The 20,854-nt window shown below is 53.6% G+C and carries 20 protein-coding genes and 1 tRNA gene; 6 read left to right on the top strand and 15 right to left on the bottom strand.

Annotated features, from left to right (window positions below):
• The first annotated feature begins 49 nt into the window (after nt 1-49).
• From metC to ACOSDR_RS04085, 6 genes are all read left to right on the top strand, one after another.
• Complete coding sequence (gene metC, locus ACOSDR_RS04110; RefSeq protein WP_420730449.1) at nt 50-1,249, top strand: cystathionine beta-lyase; 1,200 nt, start codon at nt 50-52, stop codon at nt 1,247-1,249.
• A gap of 24 nt (nt 1,250-1,273) precedes the next feature.
• On the top strand, nt 1,274-2,017 hold the full coding sequence (modA, locus tag ACOSDR_RS04105) for a molybdate ABC transporter substrate-binding protein (RefSeq protein WP_420724157.1): 744 nt from the start codon (nt 1,274-1,276) through the stop codon (nt 2,015-2,017).
• 8 nt (nt 2,018-2,025) lie between these two features.
• On the top strand, nt 2,026-2,730 hold the full coding sequence (gene modB / locus ACOSDR_RS04100; protein ID WP_420724158.1) for a molybdate ABC transporter permease subunit: 705 nt from the start codon (nt 2,026-2,028) through the stop codon (nt 2,728-2,730).
• Nucleotides 2,727-3,827 (top strand): molybdenum ABC transporter ATP-binding protein, encoded by a 1,101-nt coding sequence (modC, locus tag ACOSDR_RS04095; RefSeq protein ID WP_420730448.1) that lies wholly within the window; start codon nt 2,727-2,729, stop codon nt 3,825-3,827. The genes modB and modC overlap by 4 nt, the downstream gene beginning before the upstream one ends.
• 193 nt (nt 3,828-4,020) lie before the next feature.
• Nucleotides 4,021-4,908: an endonuclease/exonuclease/phosphatase family protein gene (locus ACOSDR_RS04090; RefSeq protein ID WP_420730447.1), complete on the top strand. Its 888-nt coding sequence runs from the start codon at nt 4,021-4,023 to the stop codon at nt 4,906-4,908.
• Nucleotides 4,909-5,009: 101 nt separating this feature from the next.
• Nucleotides 5,010-5,768, top strand: coding sequence for a substrate-binding periplasmic protein (locus ACOSDR_RS04085; protein WP_420730446.1), 759 nt, complete (start codon nt 5,010-5,012; stop codon nt 5,766-5,768).
• 3 nt (nt 5,769-5,771) lie between these two features.
• Here ACOSDR_RS04085 and urtE read toward each other — a convergent pair whose 3' ends face one another.
• The 15 genes from urtE to ACOSDR_RS04010 all read right to left on the bottom strand — a co-directional run bounded on the left by urtE (nt 5,772) and on the right by ACOSDR_RS04010 (nt 20,775).
• Nucleotides 5,772-6,467 carry an urea ABC transporter ATP-binding subunit UrtE gene (gene urtE, locus ACOSDR_RS04080; protein ID WP_420730445.1) on the bottom strand — a complete coding sequence of 232 codons (696 nt, stop codon included), beginning with the start codon at nt 6,465-6,467 and terminating at the stop codon, nt 5,772-5,774.
• A 4-nt stretch (nt 6,468-6,471) separates the two neighbouring features.
• Nucleotides 6,472-7,218, bottom strand: a complete 747-nt coding sequence (gene urtD / locus ACOSDR_RS04075; protein ID WP_420730444.1) for an urea ABC transporter ATP-binding protein UrtD — start codon at nt 7,216-7,218, stop codon at nt 6,472-6,474.
• Nucleotides 7,219-8,379 carry an urea ABC transporter permease subunit UrtC gene (gene urtC, locus ACOSDR_RS04070; RefSeq protein WP_420730443.1) on the bottom strand — a complete coding sequence of 387 codons (1,161 nt, stop codon included), beginning with the start codon at nt 8,377-8,379 and terminating at the stop codon, nt 7,219-7,221.
• The gene (gene urtB, locus ACOSDR_RS04065) at nt 8,376-9,929 is read right to left on the bottom strand and encodes an urea ABC transporter permease subunit UrtB (protein ID WP_420730442.1); all 1,554 of its coding nucleotides are present in this window, start codon (nt 9,927-9,929) and stop codon (nt 8,376-8,378) included. Before urtB ends, urtC begins: the two co-directional genes overlap by 4 nt.
• 175 nt (nt 9,930-10,104) lie before the next feature.
• Nucleotides 10,105-11,391 carry an urea ABC transporter substrate-binding protein gene (gene urtA / locus ACOSDR_RS04060; RefSeq protein ID WP_420724166.1) on the bottom strand — a complete coding sequence of 429 codons (1,287 nt, stop codon included), beginning with the start codon at nt 11,389-11,391 and terminating at the stop codon, nt 10,105-10,107.
• Between the two features lie 322 nt (nt 11,392-11,713).
• A complete protein-coding gene (locus ACOSDR_RS04055; protein ID WP_420730441.1) occupies nt 11,714-12,157 on the bottom strand; it encodes a DUF7282 domain-containing protein in 444 nt (147 codons plus the stop codon).
• A gap of 161 nt (nt 12,158-12,318) precedes the next feature.
• A complete protein-coding gene (locus tag ACOSDR_RS04050; protein ID WP_420730440.1) occupies nt 12,319-13,053 on the bottom strand; it encodes an anti-sigma factor in 735 nt (244 codons plus the stop codon).
• On the bottom strand, nt 13,050-13,598 hold the full coding sequence (locus ACOSDR_RS04045) for a sigma-70 family RNA polymerase sigma factor (RefSeq protein ID WP_420730439.1): 549 nt from the start codon (nt 13,596-13,598) through the stop codon (nt 13,050-13,052). The genes ACOSDR_RS04050 and ACOSDR_RS04045 overlap by 4 nt, the downstream gene beginning before the upstream one ends.
• 218 nt (nt 13,599-13,816) lie before the next feature.
• Nucleotides 13,817-15,043 carry a hypothetical protein gene (locus ACOSDR_RS04040; RefSeq protein WP_420730438.1) on the bottom strand — a complete coding sequence of 409 codons (1,227 nt, stop codon included), beginning with the start codon at nt 15,041-15,043 and terminating at the stop codon, nt 13,817-13,819.
• Nucleotides 15,044-15,049: 6 nt separating this feature from the next.
• Complete coding sequence (locus ACOSDR_RS04035) at nt 15,050-16,273, bottom strand: hypothetical protein (RefSeq protein ID WP_420730437.1); 1,224 nt, start codon at nt 16,271-16,273, stop codon at nt 15,050-15,052.
• A gap of 460 nt (nt 16,274-16,733) precedes the next feature.
• Nucleotides 16,734-16,810 (bottom strand) — tRNA-Arg (locus tag ACOSDR_RS04030).
• Between the two features lie 131 nt (nt 16,811-16,941).
• A complete protein-coding gene (locus tag ACOSDR_RS04025; protein ID WP_420724172.1) occupies nt 16,942-17,247 on the bottom strand; it encodes an ETC complex I subunit in 306 nt (101 codons plus the stop codon).
• A gap of 106 nt (nt 17,248-17,353) precedes the next feature.
• Complete coding sequence (locus ACOSDR_RS04020; RefSeq protein ID WP_420730436.1) at nt 17,354-18,868, bottom strand: malonate--CoA ligase; 1,515 nt, start codon at nt 18,866-18,868, stop codon at nt 17,354-17,356.
• A gap of 39 nt (nt 18,869-18,907) precedes the next feature.
• Entirely contained in the window at nt 18,908-20,224 is a 1,317-nt protein-coding gene (locus ACOSDR_RS04015) for a TRAP transporter large permease (RefSeq protein WP_420724174.1), read from the bottom strand.
• The gene (locus ACOSDR_RS04010; protein ID WP_420724175.1) at nt 20,224-20,775 is read right to left on the bottom strand and encodes a TRAP transporter small permease; all 552 of its coding nucleotides are present in this window, start codon (nt 20,773-20,775) and stop codon (nt 20,224-20,226) included. Before ACOSDR_RS04010 ends, ACOSDR_RS04015 begins: the two co-directional genes overlap by 1 nt.
• Between the last annotated feature and the right edge of the window lie 79 nt (nt 20,776-20,854).

Here is a 20,854-nt window from a genome sequence, read left to right as displayed (position 1 = left end):
CTTACAGAAAACGTCCCAAATACAGATAACAGTCAAGGTGGAATGTTCCGTGGCCAATCATAAGAAATTCAGCGATGACACTCTTGCCGTTCATGCAGGACGGCATCCGCAAGACAATTTTGGCGTGGTCAATCCACCCGTCTATCATGCCTCGACAATCCTGCACCCAACCTTGGACTCCTGGGAAGGGCGCAAGGTCGGCGGCAGCCATAAATCAGGTCGCCATTCAATCACCTATGGCCGGCACGGCACACCGACGCAATTTGCCCTGCGCGATGCCCTGACCGCCCTGGAAGGGGCCGCTGACACGGAATTGCTGCCCAGTGGCATGGCTGCCTGTGGCCTGTGTTTTCTGGCCTTTGCCGAACCCGGCGCGCATTTCCTGATCCCCGACAATGTCTATGAACCGGTGCGCAAGATGGCACTTGGGCATTTGACTCAATTGGGCTGTGTCTCAGAATTCTATGATCCCGCTATTGGCAGTGGGATTGCCGATCTGATCCGTCCTGAAACAAAACTGATCTGGACAGAAGCCCCAGGCTCCCTGACCTTTGAAATGCAGGACCTGCCGGCCATTGTAAAAGCGGCGAAGGAAAAGGATGTGATTGTCGGGATCGACAATACATGGGGGGCCGGGTACTTCCTGAAGCCGCTGCAAATGGGGATCGATTTGTCCGCCCATGCGCTGACGAAATATCCCTGTGGTCATTCAGATACGATGATGGGCAGTATTTCCTGCGCAACCGATGCCTTGTTCGCAAAAATTCAGGTCGCCAGCCGGGCCTATGGAAACAGCGTGTCACCGGATGATTGCTATCTGGTTCAGCGCGGCTTGCGCACCATGCCAACGCGCCTGCACCGTCATTTCGAAAGCGGCCTTAAAATTGCCCAATGGCTGGAACAACGCCCGGAAGTGTCGCGCGTTATGCATCCCGGCCTGGAAAGCCATCCGGGGCACGCCATCTGGAAACGGGACTTCACCGGGGCCTGTGGCCTGTTCAGCATCCTTGTCGACGCCCCGGACCGGGACCGTCTGGCTGCGATGATCGAAGGCTATGACCTGTTCGGGATCGGGGCCAGCTGGGGTGGATTTGAAAGCCTGGCTGTTACCTCCTATCCCAAACGTGCGCGCACCGCGACCACCTGGGAAGAAACCGGTCAGGTTGTGCGCCTGCATATTGGTTTGGAATCACCAGACGACCTGATTGCCGATCTGGAAGCGGGATTTGAGCGTCTTGCGGGTCATTGAAGCGGATTGGAAGGGTTTGTTGACATGATCACCCGTGCGGCGGCAGGTCTGGTTGCTGTTCTTGCTGCATTGCTGATATCCCCCGTGGTTTCCGCGCAAGAACCTGTTCGGGTTTTCGCCGCAGCAAGCCTGACGGAACCTTTGACCCTGTTGTTTGCTCAGCAGAATGGAGTTGATGGTGTTTTTGCCTCCAGCGGGACATTGGCGCGACAGATCGAAGGGGGTGCCCCGGCGGATATTTTTATCAGCGCCAACCCGAAATGGTCGGATTACCTGATTGAAAAAGGCATCGCCCGCCTGGAACAGAGTGCTGACTTTCTGCGCAATCGGTTGGTTGTGGTATCCCCAAAGGACTCAGCCATCCCTTTGATTTTTGACACGGCAGCCGGTGCTGCCTTCCTGCAGGATCGACTGGCGATTGGCGACCCGGACCATGTGCCTGCTGGCCGTTATGCCAAACAGGCCTTGCAGGCAATCGGCCTGTGGTCCGATCTGGAAACCGTTGCTGTGCGTGCCGCCAATGTCCGCGCCGCCCTGGCCTTTGTTGAGCAAGGGGCCGTTGGATACGGCATCGTATATGCGTCGGATGCGTCGGCCAGCGATAAGGTCACCGTGGTGGCAACCATTCCTGAAGATCTGCACCAGCCGATCCTCTACACCATCACCCTGCTGTCTGACAGGCCGGAAGCAAAAGCCATCCTGGCACATTTGAAAGATGCTGACAGCGCAGATGTCCTGAAACGCTTCGGCTTTCAGACGCTCCCTTAAGCCTGATCATGCTGACCCCCTTTGAAACCGAAGCACTACTGCTCAGCCTGAAAGTTGGCGGCATCGCCACGCTGGGCGCACTGATCCCCGCCATACTGATCTCGTATCTTCTGGCACGGGGGCGCTTTCCCTTGAAATGGCTGCTGGATGGAATTGTCCATGCGCCGCTGGTGGTGCCGCCCGTGGTGATTGGCTATCTGTTGTTGATCGGCCTTGGTCCGCGCGGGCCGATTGGTGCGCCGCTGAAAGACTGGTTCGGGATCAGCATTGCCTTCACCTGGCAGGGTGCCGCCGTGGCAGCCGGTGTCATGGCCTTTCCCCTGATGGTGCGCGCAATCCGCCTGTCCCTGGAACAGGTCGATATGCGTCTGGAACAGGCGGCCACCACATTGGGGGCCAGTCGGTTGGATGTGTTCTTTACCATCACCCTGCCGATGATCGCGCCAGGGATCGTCGTTTCCGTGATCCTGGGATTCGCCCGCGCATTGGGTGAATTTGGCGCGACGATCACTTTTGTCGCAAATATCCCAGGCGAAACCCGCACCATGCCACTGGCCCTGTACACATTGGCGCAAACACCGGGTGCCGAAGCTCAGGCGGGGCGTCTGGCGCTGTTAAGCGTTATCGTTGCGTTAGTGGCGTTGATCGCATCTGAAGTGATCGCCCGAAAGACCCGACGCGCCATCGGTCTGCAGGGGGAGCATGCGCCGTGATCTCCATCGATGTTAAGACAAGATTGGGGGCATTTACTTTGGATGCCCAGATCGAAACGGGCGATGATAATCGCACGCTTGCCCTGTTTGGCAGATCCGGGTGTGGGAAGACATCGCTGGTCAATACCGTCGCGGGTCTGTTGCGACCGGATCATGGGCGGATCGTCATTGGGCAGGACGTGCTGTTGGACAGTCAGGCTGGAATTGAAATGCCCGCCCATGAACGACGTATTGGTTATGTCTTTCAGGAAGGCAGACTGTTTCCCCATCTCAGCGTGCACGGCAATTTGACCTATGGTCAAAAGCGCAATGGCGAAGGATCCATCCGCCTGTCCCAAGCCGTCGATTTATTGGATCTGGAGCCCCTGTTGGGGCGTAAACCCTATGCCTTATCCGGGGGTGAGAGACAGAGGGTCGCCATCGGTCGGGCCTTACTGGCCAATCCCCGTCTGTTGCTGATGGATGAGCCCCTGGCGTCACTGGATTCCCATCGCAAGGGGGAAATCCTGCCCTTCATCGCGCGGTTGCGGGACGAGGTTGGCGTGCCCATCCTGTATGTCAGCCATGCCATGGAAGAGATTGCCCAATTCGCCGACCAGGTCGCCCTGATGGAAGCCGGACGGGTCATTGCGGTGGATACGGTTGAACATCTGACAGCGCGGTTGGACCTGCACCCGCTGACCGGCCGATACGAGGCAGGGGCATTCCTGTCTGCCCGTATCACGGAAAAGAATACCGCTGATGGATTGATGCGCCTGACCCTGAATGGCGGTGCAAAGCTGATGGTACCAATGGCTGATCGCCCGTTGGGAACCGAAATGAAGCTTCGGATCAGGGCACGCGATGTCAGTATCGCATTACAGGAGCCCCAGGATATCAGCATCCTGAACCGCCTACCAGGAACCGTGATTGATATCCGACCCGATACCGACGGCCCAATGGCGGAAGTCTTGATCGATGTCGGTGTTCCAGTTTGGTCCCGCATTACGAAGTTATCGGCATCCACCCTTAGCCTGTCACCGGGCAAGCCCGTTTGGGCGCTGATAAAATCCGTCGCGATTGATCGAACGGCGCCCGGGCGAACCAAGCCAAATTGAACTGGTATGTGACCAAACGCCTTTCCAAAAATCCCGTTTAGAAGCCTGACTGAGCATCCCAATTTTTGAATAGGTGGCTTTTGTTCCAAAGGAATGGCCCCTTAAAGTAGAACATAGTAAATACAATTTATCTTTATTCCCCAATTAAGTGCTGTCATTCTAATGCACCCTTAAAAAGTGCATAGAGGTTCCAATGGCACGATTAAGCCTCACTCTGCTGGTGCTGCTGTTTGGTTTGAGCATCCCCTGCAGGGCGGAAACATCGCTGCGGATCGCGACATGGAACATCGCGCATCTGTATGATAGCTATCCCGACCGATACCGGGCCTATGCGCGAACGGATGAAGATTTCGCGCGGCTGAAAAAATATGCGGATCACCTGGATGCCGATATCATCGCCCTGCAGGAGGTTGAAAACGAGGCGGTCGCGCGGCGCGTTTTCGGGGATGGGTATGATTTTATCTTCTCGAACCGAAACAATGCACAAAGGGTTGGTTTCGCCATCCGCAAAGCCCTGGTTCCACACAGCGTAGCTACAGATTACACACCATTGGGACTGAACCGGGCAGCCCTGCGCTATGGGTTGGATTTGACCCTTAACCTGGACGGACAAAGGCTGCGCCTGTTGAACGTTCATTTGAAATCTTTTTGCCATGACAAACCGCTGACCAGCAGAACACATCATTGCGCACGCTTAAATCAGCAGGTCACCCCCTTGGAATCCTGGATTGATGCCCGCGTGCGCGCCCAGGATCCCCTGATCGTTCTGGGTGACTTCAATCGCAGATTTGATGAAGAAGGGACCGCCCCTAATGGAAAATGGATGTGGCCGATTTTAAGCGATGAAAATCCCCCAGAACAAAAATTGCTGAGGGTTACCCAAAACAGGCACTCAACCTGCTGGGCGGGCCAGTATCCAGCCTATATCGATCACATAATACTGGATGTAAGAAGTGCGAAATGGCTGAGGCCCGATAGCTTTCGACAGATCGTCTATACCGATCCGAAAACGCTGCAAAGGAAACTGTCCGATCACTGCCCCATCTCGATTGACCTGTTGATCAGAGAACCAAACTCTTAATGCCCCCAGGCAAACATTAAAATTATCAAATGGCTGCCGATTTCCACTTCACATGCCATAAATACGATATAAACTTCAACTCAGTTCTGGAGGGGGCGACTATGAAGCGTTGTATTGCCATTATGATTGTTTGTCTGATCGCAGTCTTGACCAATCCGGTCAAAGCGCATGCGATTGATGTCGTTACCGGTAACAACTACTTTCCCTACAGCGATGAGCGCCTGCCGGATGGCGGATTAGGGACCCTGTTGGTTAAGGCAATCATTGAAAAAATGGGGGTGCCCGTAACGGTCGCCTTTCTGCCTTGGGATGAGGGCTATCAGCAAACCCTGTCCGGGCGCTATGTGGCGACTTTTCCCTATATCAAAACCCCGGAGCGCGAGGCTGATTTTCTGTATTCAGACGAATTGTTTACTGTGCGCCCCTATCTTTTCACAAATTTTGAGCGCGCCATTGGCGTGACCCAAGCCAGCGATATGATTGGGAAGACCCTGTGCGTTCCCAAAGGGTGGGAAGTGGATTCCTATCTCAATGATTATGCCAAATCCGGCCAGATGCGCGTTTATAATAAGACCGGCGTTGCCGGATGTTTCAAACTGTTATCCGACGGCAAGGTCGATGCCATTTCAATTGATCGTTTTCTGGGAACGATTGCGGCCCGCAGCATCAGTAATTCTGCCTGGTTCAAGGCCCGGCGGCTTGCCATCGATGCCAGCCCGAACCACCTGATCGTGCCGAAATCCATGCCCGGTGCGGATCGCTGGATTGCCCGCTTTAATGAGGCCCGGGAAGAATTGCGCAATGATGGGACCATTGCCAAACTGACCAATTCCTATTTCGAAGCCTATAAACAGGAATGACGACTAAACCATCAGGTGTTTGCGCACTTCTGCTTCATCCATATCGCCGATGGCGCCTGCGACAACGACTTCGCCGCGGTCCATGACGGTATAAGCATCCGCCAGATCCCGGGCGAATTCGAAATATTGCTCAACCAGCAGGATCGCCATATCGCCACGATCCCGCAGATAGGCAATCGCGCGCCCGATATCCTTGATGATGGAGGGTTGAATACCCTCGGTCGGTTCATCCAGCACCAATAAGCTGGGGCGCATGGTCAGCGCCCGCCCGATAGCCAATTGCTGCTGTTGGCCCCCGGACAGGTCCCCTCCCCGACGGCCCAACATGGATTTTAGAACCGGGAACAGTTCGAACACATCATCCGGAATAGAATGATCCTTGCGGGCCAATGGTGCATAGCCGGTTTGCAGATTTTCCTTCACCGTCAACAGTGGGAATATCTCTCGCCCCTGTGGGACATAGGCGATGCCACGTTGGGCCCGCTGATGGGGTGGCATCGACCCCAATGTTTCACCCTGCCAGGAAATGGCCCCTGACGTGATGGGATGCTGCCCGACCACAGCCCGCAACAGGCTGGTCTTGCCAACGCCATTGCGACCCAGAATGCAGGTGACCTTACCGACCTGTGCAGAAACCGACACAGCTTTCAGGGCTTGGGATGCGCCATATTGCAGGCTGATATCTGTGACTTCCAGCATGTTCCTAGCGCCCCAAATAAACTTCGATAACACGGTCATCTGCGCTGACCTGATCCAATGGACCATCGGCCAGGACCGATCCTTCATGCAGCACGGTCACCTTCACATCCAAATCCCGCACGAAGGTCATATCGTGTTCCACAACGACAACCGAATGGGTCTTGTTGATTTCCCGCAGAAGATTTGCAGTTTCCACCGTTTCCGCATCGGTCATGCCGGCCACCGGCTCGTCCACCAGCAGAAGCTTTGGGTCTTGCGCCAACAACATGCCAATTTCCAGCCATTGCTTCTGACCATGGGACAGGTTGCCCGCCAGTTCATCGCGCACAGCACCCAGTCGGATGATATCGAATAGCCCTTCAATCCGCTGGGAAATCTCATTCGTCTTTTCGGCAAACAAGGCAAAAAAAACACCCCGCCCGCCTTTCAGGGACAGATACAGATTATCCTCGACCGTGTGATGTTCAAACACCGTGGGCTTCTGAAATTTGCGACCGATGCCAAGCTGTGCAATAGCGGCCTCATCCATCTGGATCAGATCGTGGCTGGAATCAAAGATCACATCGCCGGTATCAGGCCGGGTCTTGCCGGTGATCACATCCATCATGGTGGTCTTACCCGCGCCATTGGGTCCGATGATCGCACGCATTTCGCCGGGTTGCAGGATCAGCGACAGATTGTTCAGCGCCTTGAACCCGTCAAAGCTGACACTGACGCTGTCAAGATACAGGATGGAGCCATGGGCCGTCATTCACTCAGCCTCCGACGGTTGAGATGCAGGGTCTGGCGATCGCTTTGTTTCCCGGGGCGCGCGGGTTTTCTCAAAGCGTTGGTGCAGCATGCCATACAGCCCCAGAACTCCCTTTGGCAGGAACAGCGTTACCCCGACGAACAAGGCCCCCAGAGCGAAAAGCCAGACTTCAGGAATGGCCCCTGTAAAGAATGTTTTCGCCCCATTCACCAGGATCGCTCCCAGGATCGGGCCATACAGGGTTCCGCGCCCGCCAACGGCGACCCAGATCACCATTTCAATTGAGTTCGCCGGGGCGAATTCGCCGGGATTGATGATCCCAACCTGCGGCACATACAGCGCGCCTGCAATGCCAGCCAGCGCCGCCGACAGTGTCCAGACAAACAGCTTATAATGCTCCACCCGATAGCCCAGGAACCGTGTGCGGCTTTCCGCATCGCGCACCGCCACCAGAACCTTTCCCAATTTTGAGGCAACAACAGCCTTACAGATCACCAGTCCAAGACACAGCGCGCAGGCAGACGCTGCAAACAATCCCATGCGGGTCCCGTCGCTTTGGATATCGAATCCCAGAATATCCTTGAAATCGGTCAGTCCGTTATTACCGCCAAATCCCATATCATTGCGGAAGAAGGCCAGCAGCAGCGCAAAGGTCATCGCCTGGGTAATAATGGACAGGTAAACCCCCGTCACGCGCGACCGAAAGGCCAGCCAGCCAAAGACAAAAGCCAACGTGGCCGGGGCCAGCACCACCATGATCGCGGCAAACCAGAACATGTCAAAGCCATACCAGAACCACGGCAATTCCTTGTAATTCAGGAACACCATGAAATCCGGCAGGATCGGGTCGGCATAAACGCCACGGCTTCCAATCTGGCGCATCAGATACATGCCCATCGCATAGCCGCCCAGCGCAAAGAATGCGCCATGGCCCAGCGACAGCACGCCCGCAAACCCCCAGACCAGATCCACAGACAGCGCCAGCAGGGCATAACACAGATACTTGCCCATCAGGGAGACCGCATAGGTCGGCACATGCAGGAAATTGCCCGGTGGCACCATCAGATTGCCAATTGCGATTAAGATTACACATAACAGGGTCGCAATCAGAAAGGCCATTAACCGCCCATCCAAGCCCCGCAGAATAAAGCTGGAAATCATGACTCAACCGCCCGGCCCTTCAGGGCGAACATGCCCCTGGGACGCTTTTGAATGAACAGGATGATACAGACCAAAAGGATGATCTTGCCCAATACCGCACCGGCGAAGGGCTCCAGGAATTTATTGGCGATGCCCAGAGTCATGGCCCCCACCAATGTCCCCCACAGATTGCCAACGCCGCCGAACACGACAACCAGGAAGCTGTCGATGATATAGGACTGGCCCAGATTGGGGCTGACATTGTCAATCTGGCTCAACGCGACGCCTGCAATCCCGGCAATGCCCGATCCCAGTCCAAAGGTCATCGCATCGACCCAATTGGTCTTGATCCCCATGGAATTGGCCATTCTGCGGTTTTGCGTCACAGCCCGCATGCGCAGCCCGAATGATGTTTTGCGCAATACCAGCATCAGGACCGCCAGCACGACCAAAGAAAAGATCACAATCGCCAACCGATTATAGGTGATCGTCAATTGGCCCAATTGGAAAGCCCCTGCCAGGAAATCCGGGGTCCCGACTTCCCGGTTTGTGGGACCAAAGATGCTGCGCACTGTCTGTTGCAACAGCAGCGCAATGCCCCAGGTCGCCAGCAATGTTTCCAGCGGGCGTCCATACAGCCATCGGATCACGCCGCGTTCAATGACGACGCCAACCGAGCCGGCAACCAGAAAGGCCAGCGGCAGAGCGATCAGCAGCGAATAGTCAAACAGGCCCGGCATCGAGGTGCGAATGATGTCCTGCACGATGAAGGTCGTATAGGCCCCCAACATCACCATTTCCCCGTGGGCCATATTGATAACGCCCATCACGCCAAAGGTGATCGCCAGTCCAATCGCCGCCAACAGCAGCACCGACCCCAGCGACACCCCGTACCACGCATTCTGTGCCAGATCCCAGACCGCCAGGGATTTTTGAATGGCTGCGATGGCTGTGTCGATATCGGCTAATAGCGGGCCTTCTGCGCTGCCTCTGGCATTCAATAGAACCGCCAACGCCGACTGGTTTCCCCGATCCGCCATCAAGGCAACGGCCGCCTGCTTTTCCGCCATATCGCGGGGGGAATTCAGGACCGCCGCCGCGCGGGCTTCCTGCAGGGCAAGTTTCACGGCTTCGACCGTTTCTTTTGCAATCGCAGTATCCAAAAGGTCAATCGCATCAGCATCTTTGGACTTGAATATCGCCCCAGCCGCAGCAAGCCGTACCTTTGGATCATCCGACAACAAGGTCAGGGCGCCCAGCGCGGATCGTATTTCCCGACGCAACCGGTTATTGACCTTGATCTTCTCGACGGCACCACTGGGAACCGACCCCAATGCATCGCCCGATATCGGATCGAATGTCTCGACCGTCGCGCCCTCATCCAGGCCAATCACAATGGCCTTGTCTGATTTCGTGACGAACAGCAGCCCCTCCCCCAATGCTTCCAAGGCTGGGACGGCGCGGGCATCACCCGTTGCGGCAATGGCCTGGATTGCCTTGGCGCGGTCCGAATAGCTACCGTCAGCCAAAGCAGAAATCTTGTCTTGTAAGGCGGGGTCTTGCGCGGCCATCACTTGGGCTGTTCCTAGAATGAGGAACAGGGATAGGGCTGATATAGAGAAACGAATAAAGGCCTTCATGGAGAGTATCACCTCTGCTGGAGCGCCAAAATAGATCGGTCACACTCTGTTTCGGGTATCGGGGATGGCGATATGTGCCACCCCCGACACTGCGAAACCCTGCGCCTTATGCGCCGCCGCACTTGCCTTCAGCGGTATTGAAATTGCCGCAGGACATGGGCTTGCGCCAATCAGAGATCAGATCTTTCGACCCCGGCAGGAAGTCAGACCAGGCATCCCCAGGGACCAGGCCTGGCGTCCGCCAAACGGTGTCGAACTGACCATCCGACTGAATCTCACCGATCAGGACCGGCTTGGTGATGTGGTGGTTCGGCATCATCGCGGAATAGCCGCCCGTCAGGTTCGGAACGGAAACGCCAACCAGATTGTCGATAACGGTATCGGCAGAGGTGCTGCCCGCCGCTTCCACAGCCTTGATCCACATGTTGAAGCCAATGTAGTGGGCTTCCATCGGGTCATTGGTGACGCGCTTGTCATCCCCGATAAAGGCTTTCCATTTTGCAATGAAATCAGCGTTTTCCGGGGTGTCGATGGCCATGAAGTAATTCCAGGCCGCCAGGTGACCGACCAGAGGACCGGTATCCAGACCCGCCAGTTCTTCTTCCCCAACGGAGAAAGCGACGACAGGAATGTCTTCGGCCTTGATGCCCTGGTTCGCCAGTTCCTTATAGAAAGGCACATTGGCATCACCGTTGATGGTGGAGACCACAGCAGTCTTCTTACCAGCCGATCCGAAGGTTTTGATGTCAGACACGATGGTCTGCCAGTCAGAATGACCAAACGGGGTATAGTTGATCATAATGTCTTCAGGGGCCACGCCTTTATCCAGCAGATAGGTCTCCAGGATTTTGTTCGTGGTGCGGGGATAGACATAGTCCGTACCCGCTAAGACCCAACGCTCTACGCCTTCCGCATCCGCAAGATAATCCACCGCCGGAATGGCCTGCTGGTTCGGGGCCGCGCCGGTATAGAATACATTGCGCTGGCTTTCTTCGCCTTCATACTGAACCGGATAGAACAGGATGCTGTTTAGTTCTTCAAAGACCGGCAGGACCGATTTGCGCGATACAGAGGTCCAGCAGCCAAACACCACATCGACCTTGTTGACGGAAATCAACTCGCGCGCTTTTTCAGCAAACAAGGGCCAGTCAGACGCCGGATCAACCACAACGGCCTCAAGTTTTTTGCCCAAGACGCCGCCCTTTTTGTTCTGTTCGTCAATCAGCATCAGCATCGCGTCTTTCAGCGTGGTTTCGCTGATCGCCATGGTGCCGGAAAGGGAATGAAGAATGCCGACCTTGATCGTCTCTTCAGCAGCCTGGGCCACTGTGCCAACAAGCATCATGCCTGATATCGCCGCAGCCCCCATTAAGGAACGAATACGATTTTTCATGTTTAGCCTCTCTGTCTACAGTTTTTATAGTTACTCCAATAATTGTGCACTGCAACAAGCGTACCAATTTTTCGGTACTTTCTGGAGCACGACAGTACGCTAACTAATCTATTGATATAACGTATATTATTTCATAAATCTGACATCGGTCCCAATTCTGGGGTACTCTTAATCTTTAAATAATTGCATATATTTTAAACTATCTAAAATTTTTGATCAAAAAATAGACATTTTATGAAATATCCAACTCTCTGATCGCGAAAAAAAATCCCACCCCTGCCAGTGGCCGGGGTGGGAGGGCATACCGTCTGTAATCAAGCCATTATTTGGCGGTAATCACCGTCATGACCAGTTTCCCGTCAACACGGACCGGGCCGTCTTCCTTGGCACCCAGCGTATATTCAAAGCCGCCGGTTTTCATGCCGCCGTCTTCACCATGCAGCATCAACATCAGCATTTCACCGCTTTTGACCGGTTCGGTCAGAATAGCGCTGACATCGGCGTTTTCACCGATTTTCAACGGTGCATAGCCAATAACCGGGCCGGGCTTCATATCAGCACCGGTGCGGTGAACCACCATCCAGCCGTTGGCGTGTGCGACAATCTTATCAGCCGTGACGGTGCCAGTTGTCACATCCTGATCCGATGCCATCACGCCCAGTTTCATATCGCCGGAATTAGACCCGGCGGAAGCCGTGATGCTGATGACAGTGCCGGCTGCAAAAACCAGAGCAACGAGAGCCGTTACAATAAAATGGCGAACCATAGAAACCTCCTGTGTATTGTCTGTTATGCGGACAAACGCTGTGTTTGAACGCAAGACCACATTGCCAGGGGTCAGCCCCTGACAAGCCACCCTTCTGATGGCCTACCTACAGCTACGGACGGTTTTTGAGAAAGTTTCAAAACAGACGAAAAAAATGACGATCAGGGCTGAACGGGGATCAGATAGCCATGAATTGCCGGGCCTGTGGGTTTACCCGTGGGCGAGCCCCCTGGCGGTTCCACACTGATACCAAATGTGGCTTGCTGCAGTACTTCAGAAGGATAGGCCGCCAGACTTTTTTGTGTCAGCGCCCCATCCTCTGACAGCAGGCCCAGGGATTGCGGTTCTTCGGCAATTCCATCCCCGACGATCCACAGCTGATAAGAGGCCTGTTGCTGTCGTTCCGCCGCAACCGGCTGAATGGTCAAGGCGCGCGTTTTCAAATCAATCGATAACAGGAATGCGGGCTGTTGATCATCAGATTGAAAAACCGCAACGAAAGTCTCTTGCTGGGGCCCTTGAACAAGGGGGGCATTGACCAGGATATAGGCAAGCAGCGATGCCGCGATTGCCCCGGTCACAAATGTTGCACTGCGCCAACGCGATACATGCTTTTGCAGTGAAAGGACGGTGCCGCCATTCCCCTCACCCCCGGTGCCGCCCTGCCCCTCCAATTGGTCAAGGCGCGCCTGGATGCGATCAAACAGGTGCGGATCAGGTTCCGCGCTGCTGACTTCTTCCTGCAGCGGTGCCATACGCTGTGTCCAGTCATGAATGGCCGCCTCCAGCGCCGCATCCTGAAGACGGCGCGTCTCCACCGCCAGGCGCTCCTCAGCATTTAAGGTGCCCAGCACATATTCCCCGGCCAATTGGTCTATTTCTTCCCGGTTTGTCATGACCCCAGGCATTCCTTCAATTGCTTCAAACTGCGATGCAGCCACGTCTTAATCGTATTTACCGGCTGACCAAACAAATCTGCCAGATCCTGGCGAGAGGCCCCTTCCAGATAGGCCAGCCGCACCATTTTGGCCCGGTTGGGATCCAAGGCCTCCAAACAGACGGACAAAGCCTGATACGCCTGACTGCGCTCCAATTCATCCGATGCGGATCGGGAGGGATCAACAATCGTATCAATCTCAATTTCCACAGTCATCCCCTGGCCCTTTTGGCGGCGCAATACATCAATGGCGCGATTGCGGGCGATGGTTCCCATCCAGGTGATCGGCGATGCACGGTCCGGGTCATATCGCGCCGCCTGCCGCCAGATGGTCACATAGACCTCTTGCAGCACGTCCTCGCTGAGCGCCTGATCCTTCAAGATACGAAGGACAATGCCAAAAAGTTTCAAGGAGGTGGCCTGATACAGGGCAGCAAAGGCAACCCGATCCCCCTGCGCACAGGCAATCAGATGGTCCTTCAAATCGCCAGGGGTGCATTGCATACCCAAACCCACTTATCCTTACGCCCCCATCCGCATCACGATATCACAGCCAGCGCAGGACATATACCAAAACCGGGCGTTATATGGATGGTGGGTGCTCTATCCAGTTGAGTACTGAGCCGTAGGTTGGGTCATTGGGTCACCTTCGTCGTTCTTGTCTATCTTATGGGCGCTGCCACTTAACAATCAAGAAAGGTCAATACGGGTGTCCAGCTTATTCATTGCATGTGATAGCAATGACCACGCACTTCCGCTGTGCATTTCCATGCCCCACTTTTCATCTGCTTACAGTCTGCATTCGCAAAGGTTGTTCGCTCGGAAGCGTTCCCTTTCTCAATTTCGGAAAATCTTGTTGAATCGTAACGCGCTCCTTTACCATAGCACTGTTCGCTAATCTTGTTGGTAGCCTTTAGCCGTGCGTAAGCAATGGCTTTGGCGCGGACGCTAAATGTCGATAAATTTTTACCGGTTACCACCTGAGGCATTGGTTCATAGACTTTTTGGGGAGCATTTTGTTTTTGGCGAACCGATGCGGTATCGCCTCTCACATCTGCATACTGATCTTTCTGGGGTGATGATGAATTTGATGAACTGTTGGACTGGTCGTTGGACTCATCGATATTCATTAAAGCCGAGCCAGCTTCTGAACCGTTATAAGGACTGGAACCAAATCCCTTTGTAGAAGGCATGGCTTGGGACTGAGCTGTAAATTTTTCCTGACGCGCCTGCCGCTTTTTCATCCGCATTGCTTGACGCCTTGCTCTCTCAATCGCATAGGGCGACTGAAGCCGTGTGATATTACGGGGCATTTCCGTCAAGTTCTCCCACTGCTTCGCCAACTGGGTCTCGTTAGAGTCCAACTCAGCGAACACGTCCTCCATCTCTCGCTCATATGCCCTTTGTTCTTGAGCTTCCTGACGCCTTTGTTGTTCTTCTAATTCTGCTTTTCGGCGACGTTTCTCTTTTAAATGACGGCGATATGCTTCATCAGCCTCAGCTTTTTGTCGGTTTTCATCTTCAATTCTTTGCTCCTGGGCCAAAGCGATATCCTCAGGGTCCTTTAAGGTTACACCGCTAAGATCAATCTCGACTGCACTCTTCTCAGCAGTTGATGGCGCTCTCTCATGGGGGGAACTTTTCAACGATGATAATGGCACAAAGCCCGAGACATCCTCATCTGAAACGAGTTGTACCTTAGCCCAAGAGCCGTTCATACTAAGTAGAAATACACGCTTGTTGAGTTTAAGATTAGCTAAAAATTCACTGGCTGAATCCGGACGCACGCGCACGACTGTTTCCCGAGCAACATACCGAATTTCATGTTCAGACGAAGGCTGGTTTCCCAAGCTATTCAGAATATCAGATTCAATATCGGCCAGCAGGGGTGACGTCAGAAAGGTGAGGCTCAATGCGATTAACGTACTTAGCAAAGCTGTAATTTTCATTATCAATCAACCATTGGCGAGTTCGAGAAAGTATTCGTGCTCTTTAGCATGATGATATTTCGATGCGTCGAACCGAATAACATTGCCATCATGATTGAGCTTCAGGCAATTAAGGCTTTGTGCTTCACATTGTGTTACTGGAAGGTCTTTCCCAACCAACTCGGGGCCACGCACTGGGATAACCATATAAGAAGTCGCCACATCGCACCTTAATGTGTTTGCACGGCTTACAACGCAATACTGTTTACTATTGTCAGAGTAAACTTCGTCCAAAAAAGCAAAGCCAAATTGTGGGATTTGATATTTTTCTTGACCTGTTACCCTAGTATTTTGCTGGGTATATGCGAATTTGTTAAGGCCATGGTCGTTGAACAGATATGCCTGAGGGAGAATTTGATTCGTCGAAACGCCGACATGGGTCTCGGCGTAGTTTTGACCGTCAAAATATGTTATATCGGGTGAAATGGTAAAGAAATCACTGACAGAAAAGTAATCTCCGCCCCACGAAACAAAAAGTCGTCTGGGAATTCGCCAATCACGGTGCCCTGCTAGAGATAAACCTTCAAATATTTCTCTAATCTTACTTTCACTGAGACTTTGAAATTTATCGGGTTTTCCGACGCAAGCACCTTCTTTGTATTTTGAGCCAATGGGGCAGGCATATGCCTCGAATTTATACAAATTCGCTGAGTTTGAGCCAGATTTTACCAGTCTGTAGACAGATACCGTACCGTCTTTATTATCGATGTATCGTGAACTGAAGGATTTATGCTCTTCGACTCTCAACTTATAAAAATCTCGCCAAAGTGACGTCATGCGATTTTCAATGTAAAGCTCAGCTGATGAGGCATACCAATTTTCTATTGAATTGATAGCAAGTTTCCGATCAACGTTTTCGGATGCAGCTGAATAAATCTCAATAGCTCTGCTGTAGTGCTTCGCACCTTTGCCGTTCTTTTCAATATATTTCGTTATCTGCTCAAGCGCTTCAAAATCTCTTTTGGTTGATAGCGCCGCCAGGGCTTCATAATAGAGAAGTTCACCGGTTATTTCCCCAGTTTCCTTCAGCCCCTGCAGTATCTCATAAGCCTTCTGATAATTTTCGGTTTCAAGTGAGGTGATAAGTCTTTGAACCATGGCCTCACGTTGAATATCGATGGCATTGGCTGATATTGGCAGCATCAATAAAAGGAGAGAAATGAATGAAACAATTGTACTCTTAAAATACATTATCGATGGCTCCTAAATAAGTTACCCTGCCATGAAATTTTCCTAAGGTTTTCAAAGGTACAATCTGACTGCAATATTATCCTATATGATTGCGCATTCTGTCCTTGAAAACTCTATTATTTGATTTTGAGCGTATAAACGATGAATTCATATGTCAAGAACACCATTACTATTATTAAGTAATAAATAGATTGGCGTTTCAAATTTATATGACTCTCGTCTTTGTGGATTTTATTTGTGATATCAATATGTTGGTTTCCATAGCCATCCGGCCAAACCAAGGATGCGCTGGCAAATATCATCAAAGATATGATTTCAGATCTGTGACGATCCTGGGGATTTTTTCTGATGCTGATTAATAGTCATACTATAAAAACGCCCTAAGATTTTATCACTGGTGTGATGCGCGAAAACGACTTCAGGGAATCCACACGCTTAGGGGGGCAATCGAGAAGGAATATGGCGGCCCCGACAGGGTTCGAACCTGTAACCATCCGCTTAGAAGGCGGGTGCTCTATCCAGTTGAGCTACGGAGCCGTTGGGGTGATAGAATAGCGGTCATTGCCATCAAAAGACAAAGGCCACCAAACGATCCAAGGGGCGTTCGGTAGCCTTTTGAAAGGTATGCTGCAAGAGATTTTAAGCCCTCACACAGCTTGCCCGAACGATCAATGGGTCCAGGGGCGTCGTCTGTTGTTGGAGAAATTGTCGGAATAGGATTTCGGCTTTATGCGGCGATCCTTGGGCTTTTCCACCGTATAAGAATAGCCGTTCTTTTCCGCATAGGTAATCGCCTCGTCCGCCGTGTCGAATTGCAGGCGCACCTGCTTGCGGGTATCGGCTGATCCGACCCAGCCCATCAGCGCATCCGGGCGGCTGGCCGTGGTGGGTTCGAATTCCAGAATCCAATCTTTCGTCCCGGCACGACCGGATTGCATGGCGGTTTTGGTCGGTTTGTAAATGCGAACTTCCACTCTTCTCTCCCCTATCTGATACGGGAATTTCCACTGTTGGATCGGTCATACCATGCTTTGTCCAGCATGCCTAGACAGCATTCCGGGGCGATTTCAGGGCCGGACTTCAGATTTTGAACTGGTCCTTGTATGTCTCTCGCAGGACGTTTTTCTGAACCTTGCCCATGGTATTGCGGGGCAGTTCGTCATGGATGAACAGGGCCTTTGGTTGTTTGAAGCGCGCGATCTTGGGCGCAATGGATGACAGGATCGCATCGGGATCCAATGTCACCCCCTTTTGCGGCACCAGGACGCCAACAACCCCTTCCCCGAAATCCGGGTGGGGCACGCCAATGACGGCTGATTCCAGCACGCCGTCCTCTTCATCCAACAGCAGCTCTATTTCCTTGGGATAGATATTATACCCGCCGGAGATGATCAGATCCTTGGCCCGCCCGACAATGCGCACATAGCCGCGATCATCCACCTGCCCGACATCGCCGGTGATGAAATATCCATCGGCGCGGAATTCTTCCGCTGTCTTTTCCGCCATATTCCAATAGCCCTTGAAGACATTGGGGCCACGCACTTCGATCACGCCGATTTCCCCCTGGGGCAGGACCTTTCCGGTTTCCGCATCCGCGACGCGCAAATCCACACCGGGCAGCGGGAAGCCCACAGTGCCGGCCCGGCGCTCCCCATCATAGGGGTTGGAGGTATTCATATTGGTTTCGGTCATGCCATAACGTTCCAGTATGCGATGACCCGTCCGTGCCTCAAACGCGATATGGGTTTCCTCCAACAGAGGCGCGCTGCCCGAAACGAACAGGCGCATATGGGACACCAGATCCTTGGTGAAGGCGGCCTCGTCCAACAATCTGGTATAGAAAGTCGGCACCCCCATCATCGTGGTGGCGTGCGGCAGAAACGCAATCATCTGATCGGCCTTGAAACTGGGTAGGAAGATCATCGATGCCCCGGCCAGGAAGCAAATGTTGGACGCCACGAACAGCCCATGGGTGTGAAAGATCGGCAAGGCATGCAACAGCACATCCGCCCCTGTGAACTGCCAGTAATCGGTCAGGGCCCGAGCATTGGACAATAGATTGTCCTGGGTCAGCATCGCGCCTTTGGAGCGCCCGGTCGTGCCTGATGTATACAGGAAGGCTGCCAGATCATCCCTGCCCCGGGCACATGTCTGAAAATTTGCAGGTGCCTTGTCCGCCGCTTCCATCAAGCTGCCGCTGCCATCGGCATTCAGGGTCATCAGCCGGGCACCATGGGCCTTGGCAACCGGTTCCAGGGCGGGTTGGGCCTTCTGATCACACACCAGGATCTTCGGCGTCGCATCCCCGACGAAATAGTCGACCTCACTGGCGGTATAGGCGGTATTCAGGGGCAGAAAAATCACCCCTGCCTGAACACAGGCAACATAGACAGACAGGGCTTCTGGCGACTTGGCCACCTGTACGGCCAGACGATCGCCCGGCGCAACGCCCAATTGAGTGATGACATGGGCAATGCGCGCCGACCGGTCCAGGAAATCCCGAAACGTCTCAAGCCGACCATCCGCCAGGGTCAGGAAAGGCGCGTCCCTGTCACGATGGGGCAGAAACAGGGCATCATACAAATGGTTAGACATACACAACGCTCCAACTTCATCGGCGGCGGCCGACCTAACCTACACCGCCGGTCCCATAACCATCTCTGGCAAGCCGGTCGCCAGCCACGGGAAGACACACAGGATTATGATCGCAACGACCATGCACAGGACATAGGGGATAGATCCCTTCAGGATCGTCTTCAAGGGAATATCTGGCGCTATCCCATTGATCACATACAGATTCAGACCAACCGGTGGGGTAATCAGACCGATCTCCATATTAATGGTCAGGATCACTGCAAACCAATAGGGATCGAACCCGGCTGCTGTGACAATGGGCAACAGGATTGGCGCAGACATCAGGATCACCGCAACCGGTGGCAGGAAGAATCCGGCAACCAACAGGAAGATATTGATAAAAATCATCAATAGCCAGGGATTGACATCCAGAGTCCCGATCCAGCCAGCAATGGATTGTGTGATAAACAGGCTGGACAACATATAGGAAAACACACTGGCAGCCCCGATGATGAACAGGATCATCACGCTTTCCCGTGTCGAGTCCCGCAGCACCACCCACAGCGCTTTCGGGCTCCACAGGCTGTAGACGACCATCGCGACGGCCATACATAACAATGCACCGACAGCGGCGGTCTCAGACGGGGTCGCATAGCCACCATACATCGCAACCAAGACGCCCAGAATGATCAACAGGAAGGGCAGAACCCGGGGCAGGATTTCCAGCTTCTGACGCAGGCTGAATTCACTTTTGCGCAGCACTTCTTCTGATCCGTTGCGCCATGTGTCATACAGCGACCACAGCATGAATAGGACGACAAGAAGGACGCCCGGTATCACCCCTGCCAGAAACAAACGACCTATCGAGGTATCTGTGGCAATACCGTAAACAATCATCGTCACGGAAGGCGGGATCAGAATGCCCAGCGTACCGCCTGCGGCAATGGATCCGGCGGCGACACCATCCGGGTAGCCGCGTTTGCGCATTTCCGGGATACCCATCTTGCCAATCGCCGCACAGGTCGCGGGCGAGGATCCGGACATTGCCGCAAACAGCGCACAGGCGCCCAGATTGGAAATCACCAAGCCGCCCGGAACACGGGTCAGCCAGCGGTCCAGGGCTTCATACAAATCTGCCCCGGCCCGCGTAGAAGCAATGGACGCCCCCATGATAATAAACATTGGAATCGACAGCAGGGCGAAATTATCCAGCCCGCCAAAAAAGATTTCCGGCATCAGGGCAACCGACCGCATGCCATCAAAGGCCAGCAAGAAGCCCGCAGCAACCAACAGCAACCCAATCGCAACGGAAATACCGGAAAACAAAACCACAATCGTGGCAACCGCCACCATTAATCCTAAAATCAGCGGATCCATCAGGATGTACTCCCAACACCATAGGACGTATCAATGCGCGCCAGGATCGCATAAAGGTCCGCGATCAACTGCAGCAGCAATAAACAGAAACCGACAGGAACACCCAGATAGGGGATCCACAAACGCACGGCCCAAACCGTGTCGGATTTCCAATCCCGCGCAAAGGCTTCATACCATTGCTCATAGCCATAGACGGCCATGATGCCGATAACGGTGATGGTCGATAAAATCACGATCAGCGCCAGCACGCGCCGCAACCCAACGGGCAGCATCATGGGCACCAGATCGACATTCACATGTCCGCGTAAACGCTGAACATAGGGCAGGCCCAGCAGCGTCGCGTTGATCATCAAATAGACAACCATCTCTGTCTGCCAGGTGGTCGATTGATTTAAAATGCCGCGCACAAAAATCATCTGGCATGTAATCGCGACAGACGCGATGATCATCGCCGCCGCAATCCAACCGCAAATCGTAGAAATCCTGCCCACAACGCGCAGAAACAAATTTCCACCGTCGCGGTCTGTCGATGTCTCACCGTGTCCGCTCATCACCGAAATCCTCCGCACAAAATGGCACTTTCAACGTTGTGAAATGGCACGGGGTGATCCTGTAAGATCACCCCGGCCG

Source organism: Hwanghaeella sp. 1Z406 (assembly GCF_048892425.1).
GTDB lineage: Bacteria > Pseudomonadota > Alphaproteobacteria > UBA8366 > Aestuariispiraceae > Pacificispira.
The sequence above is the reverse complement of the archived record's forward strand: the minus strand, read 5'-3'. Positions and strand labels throughout refer to the sequence as shown.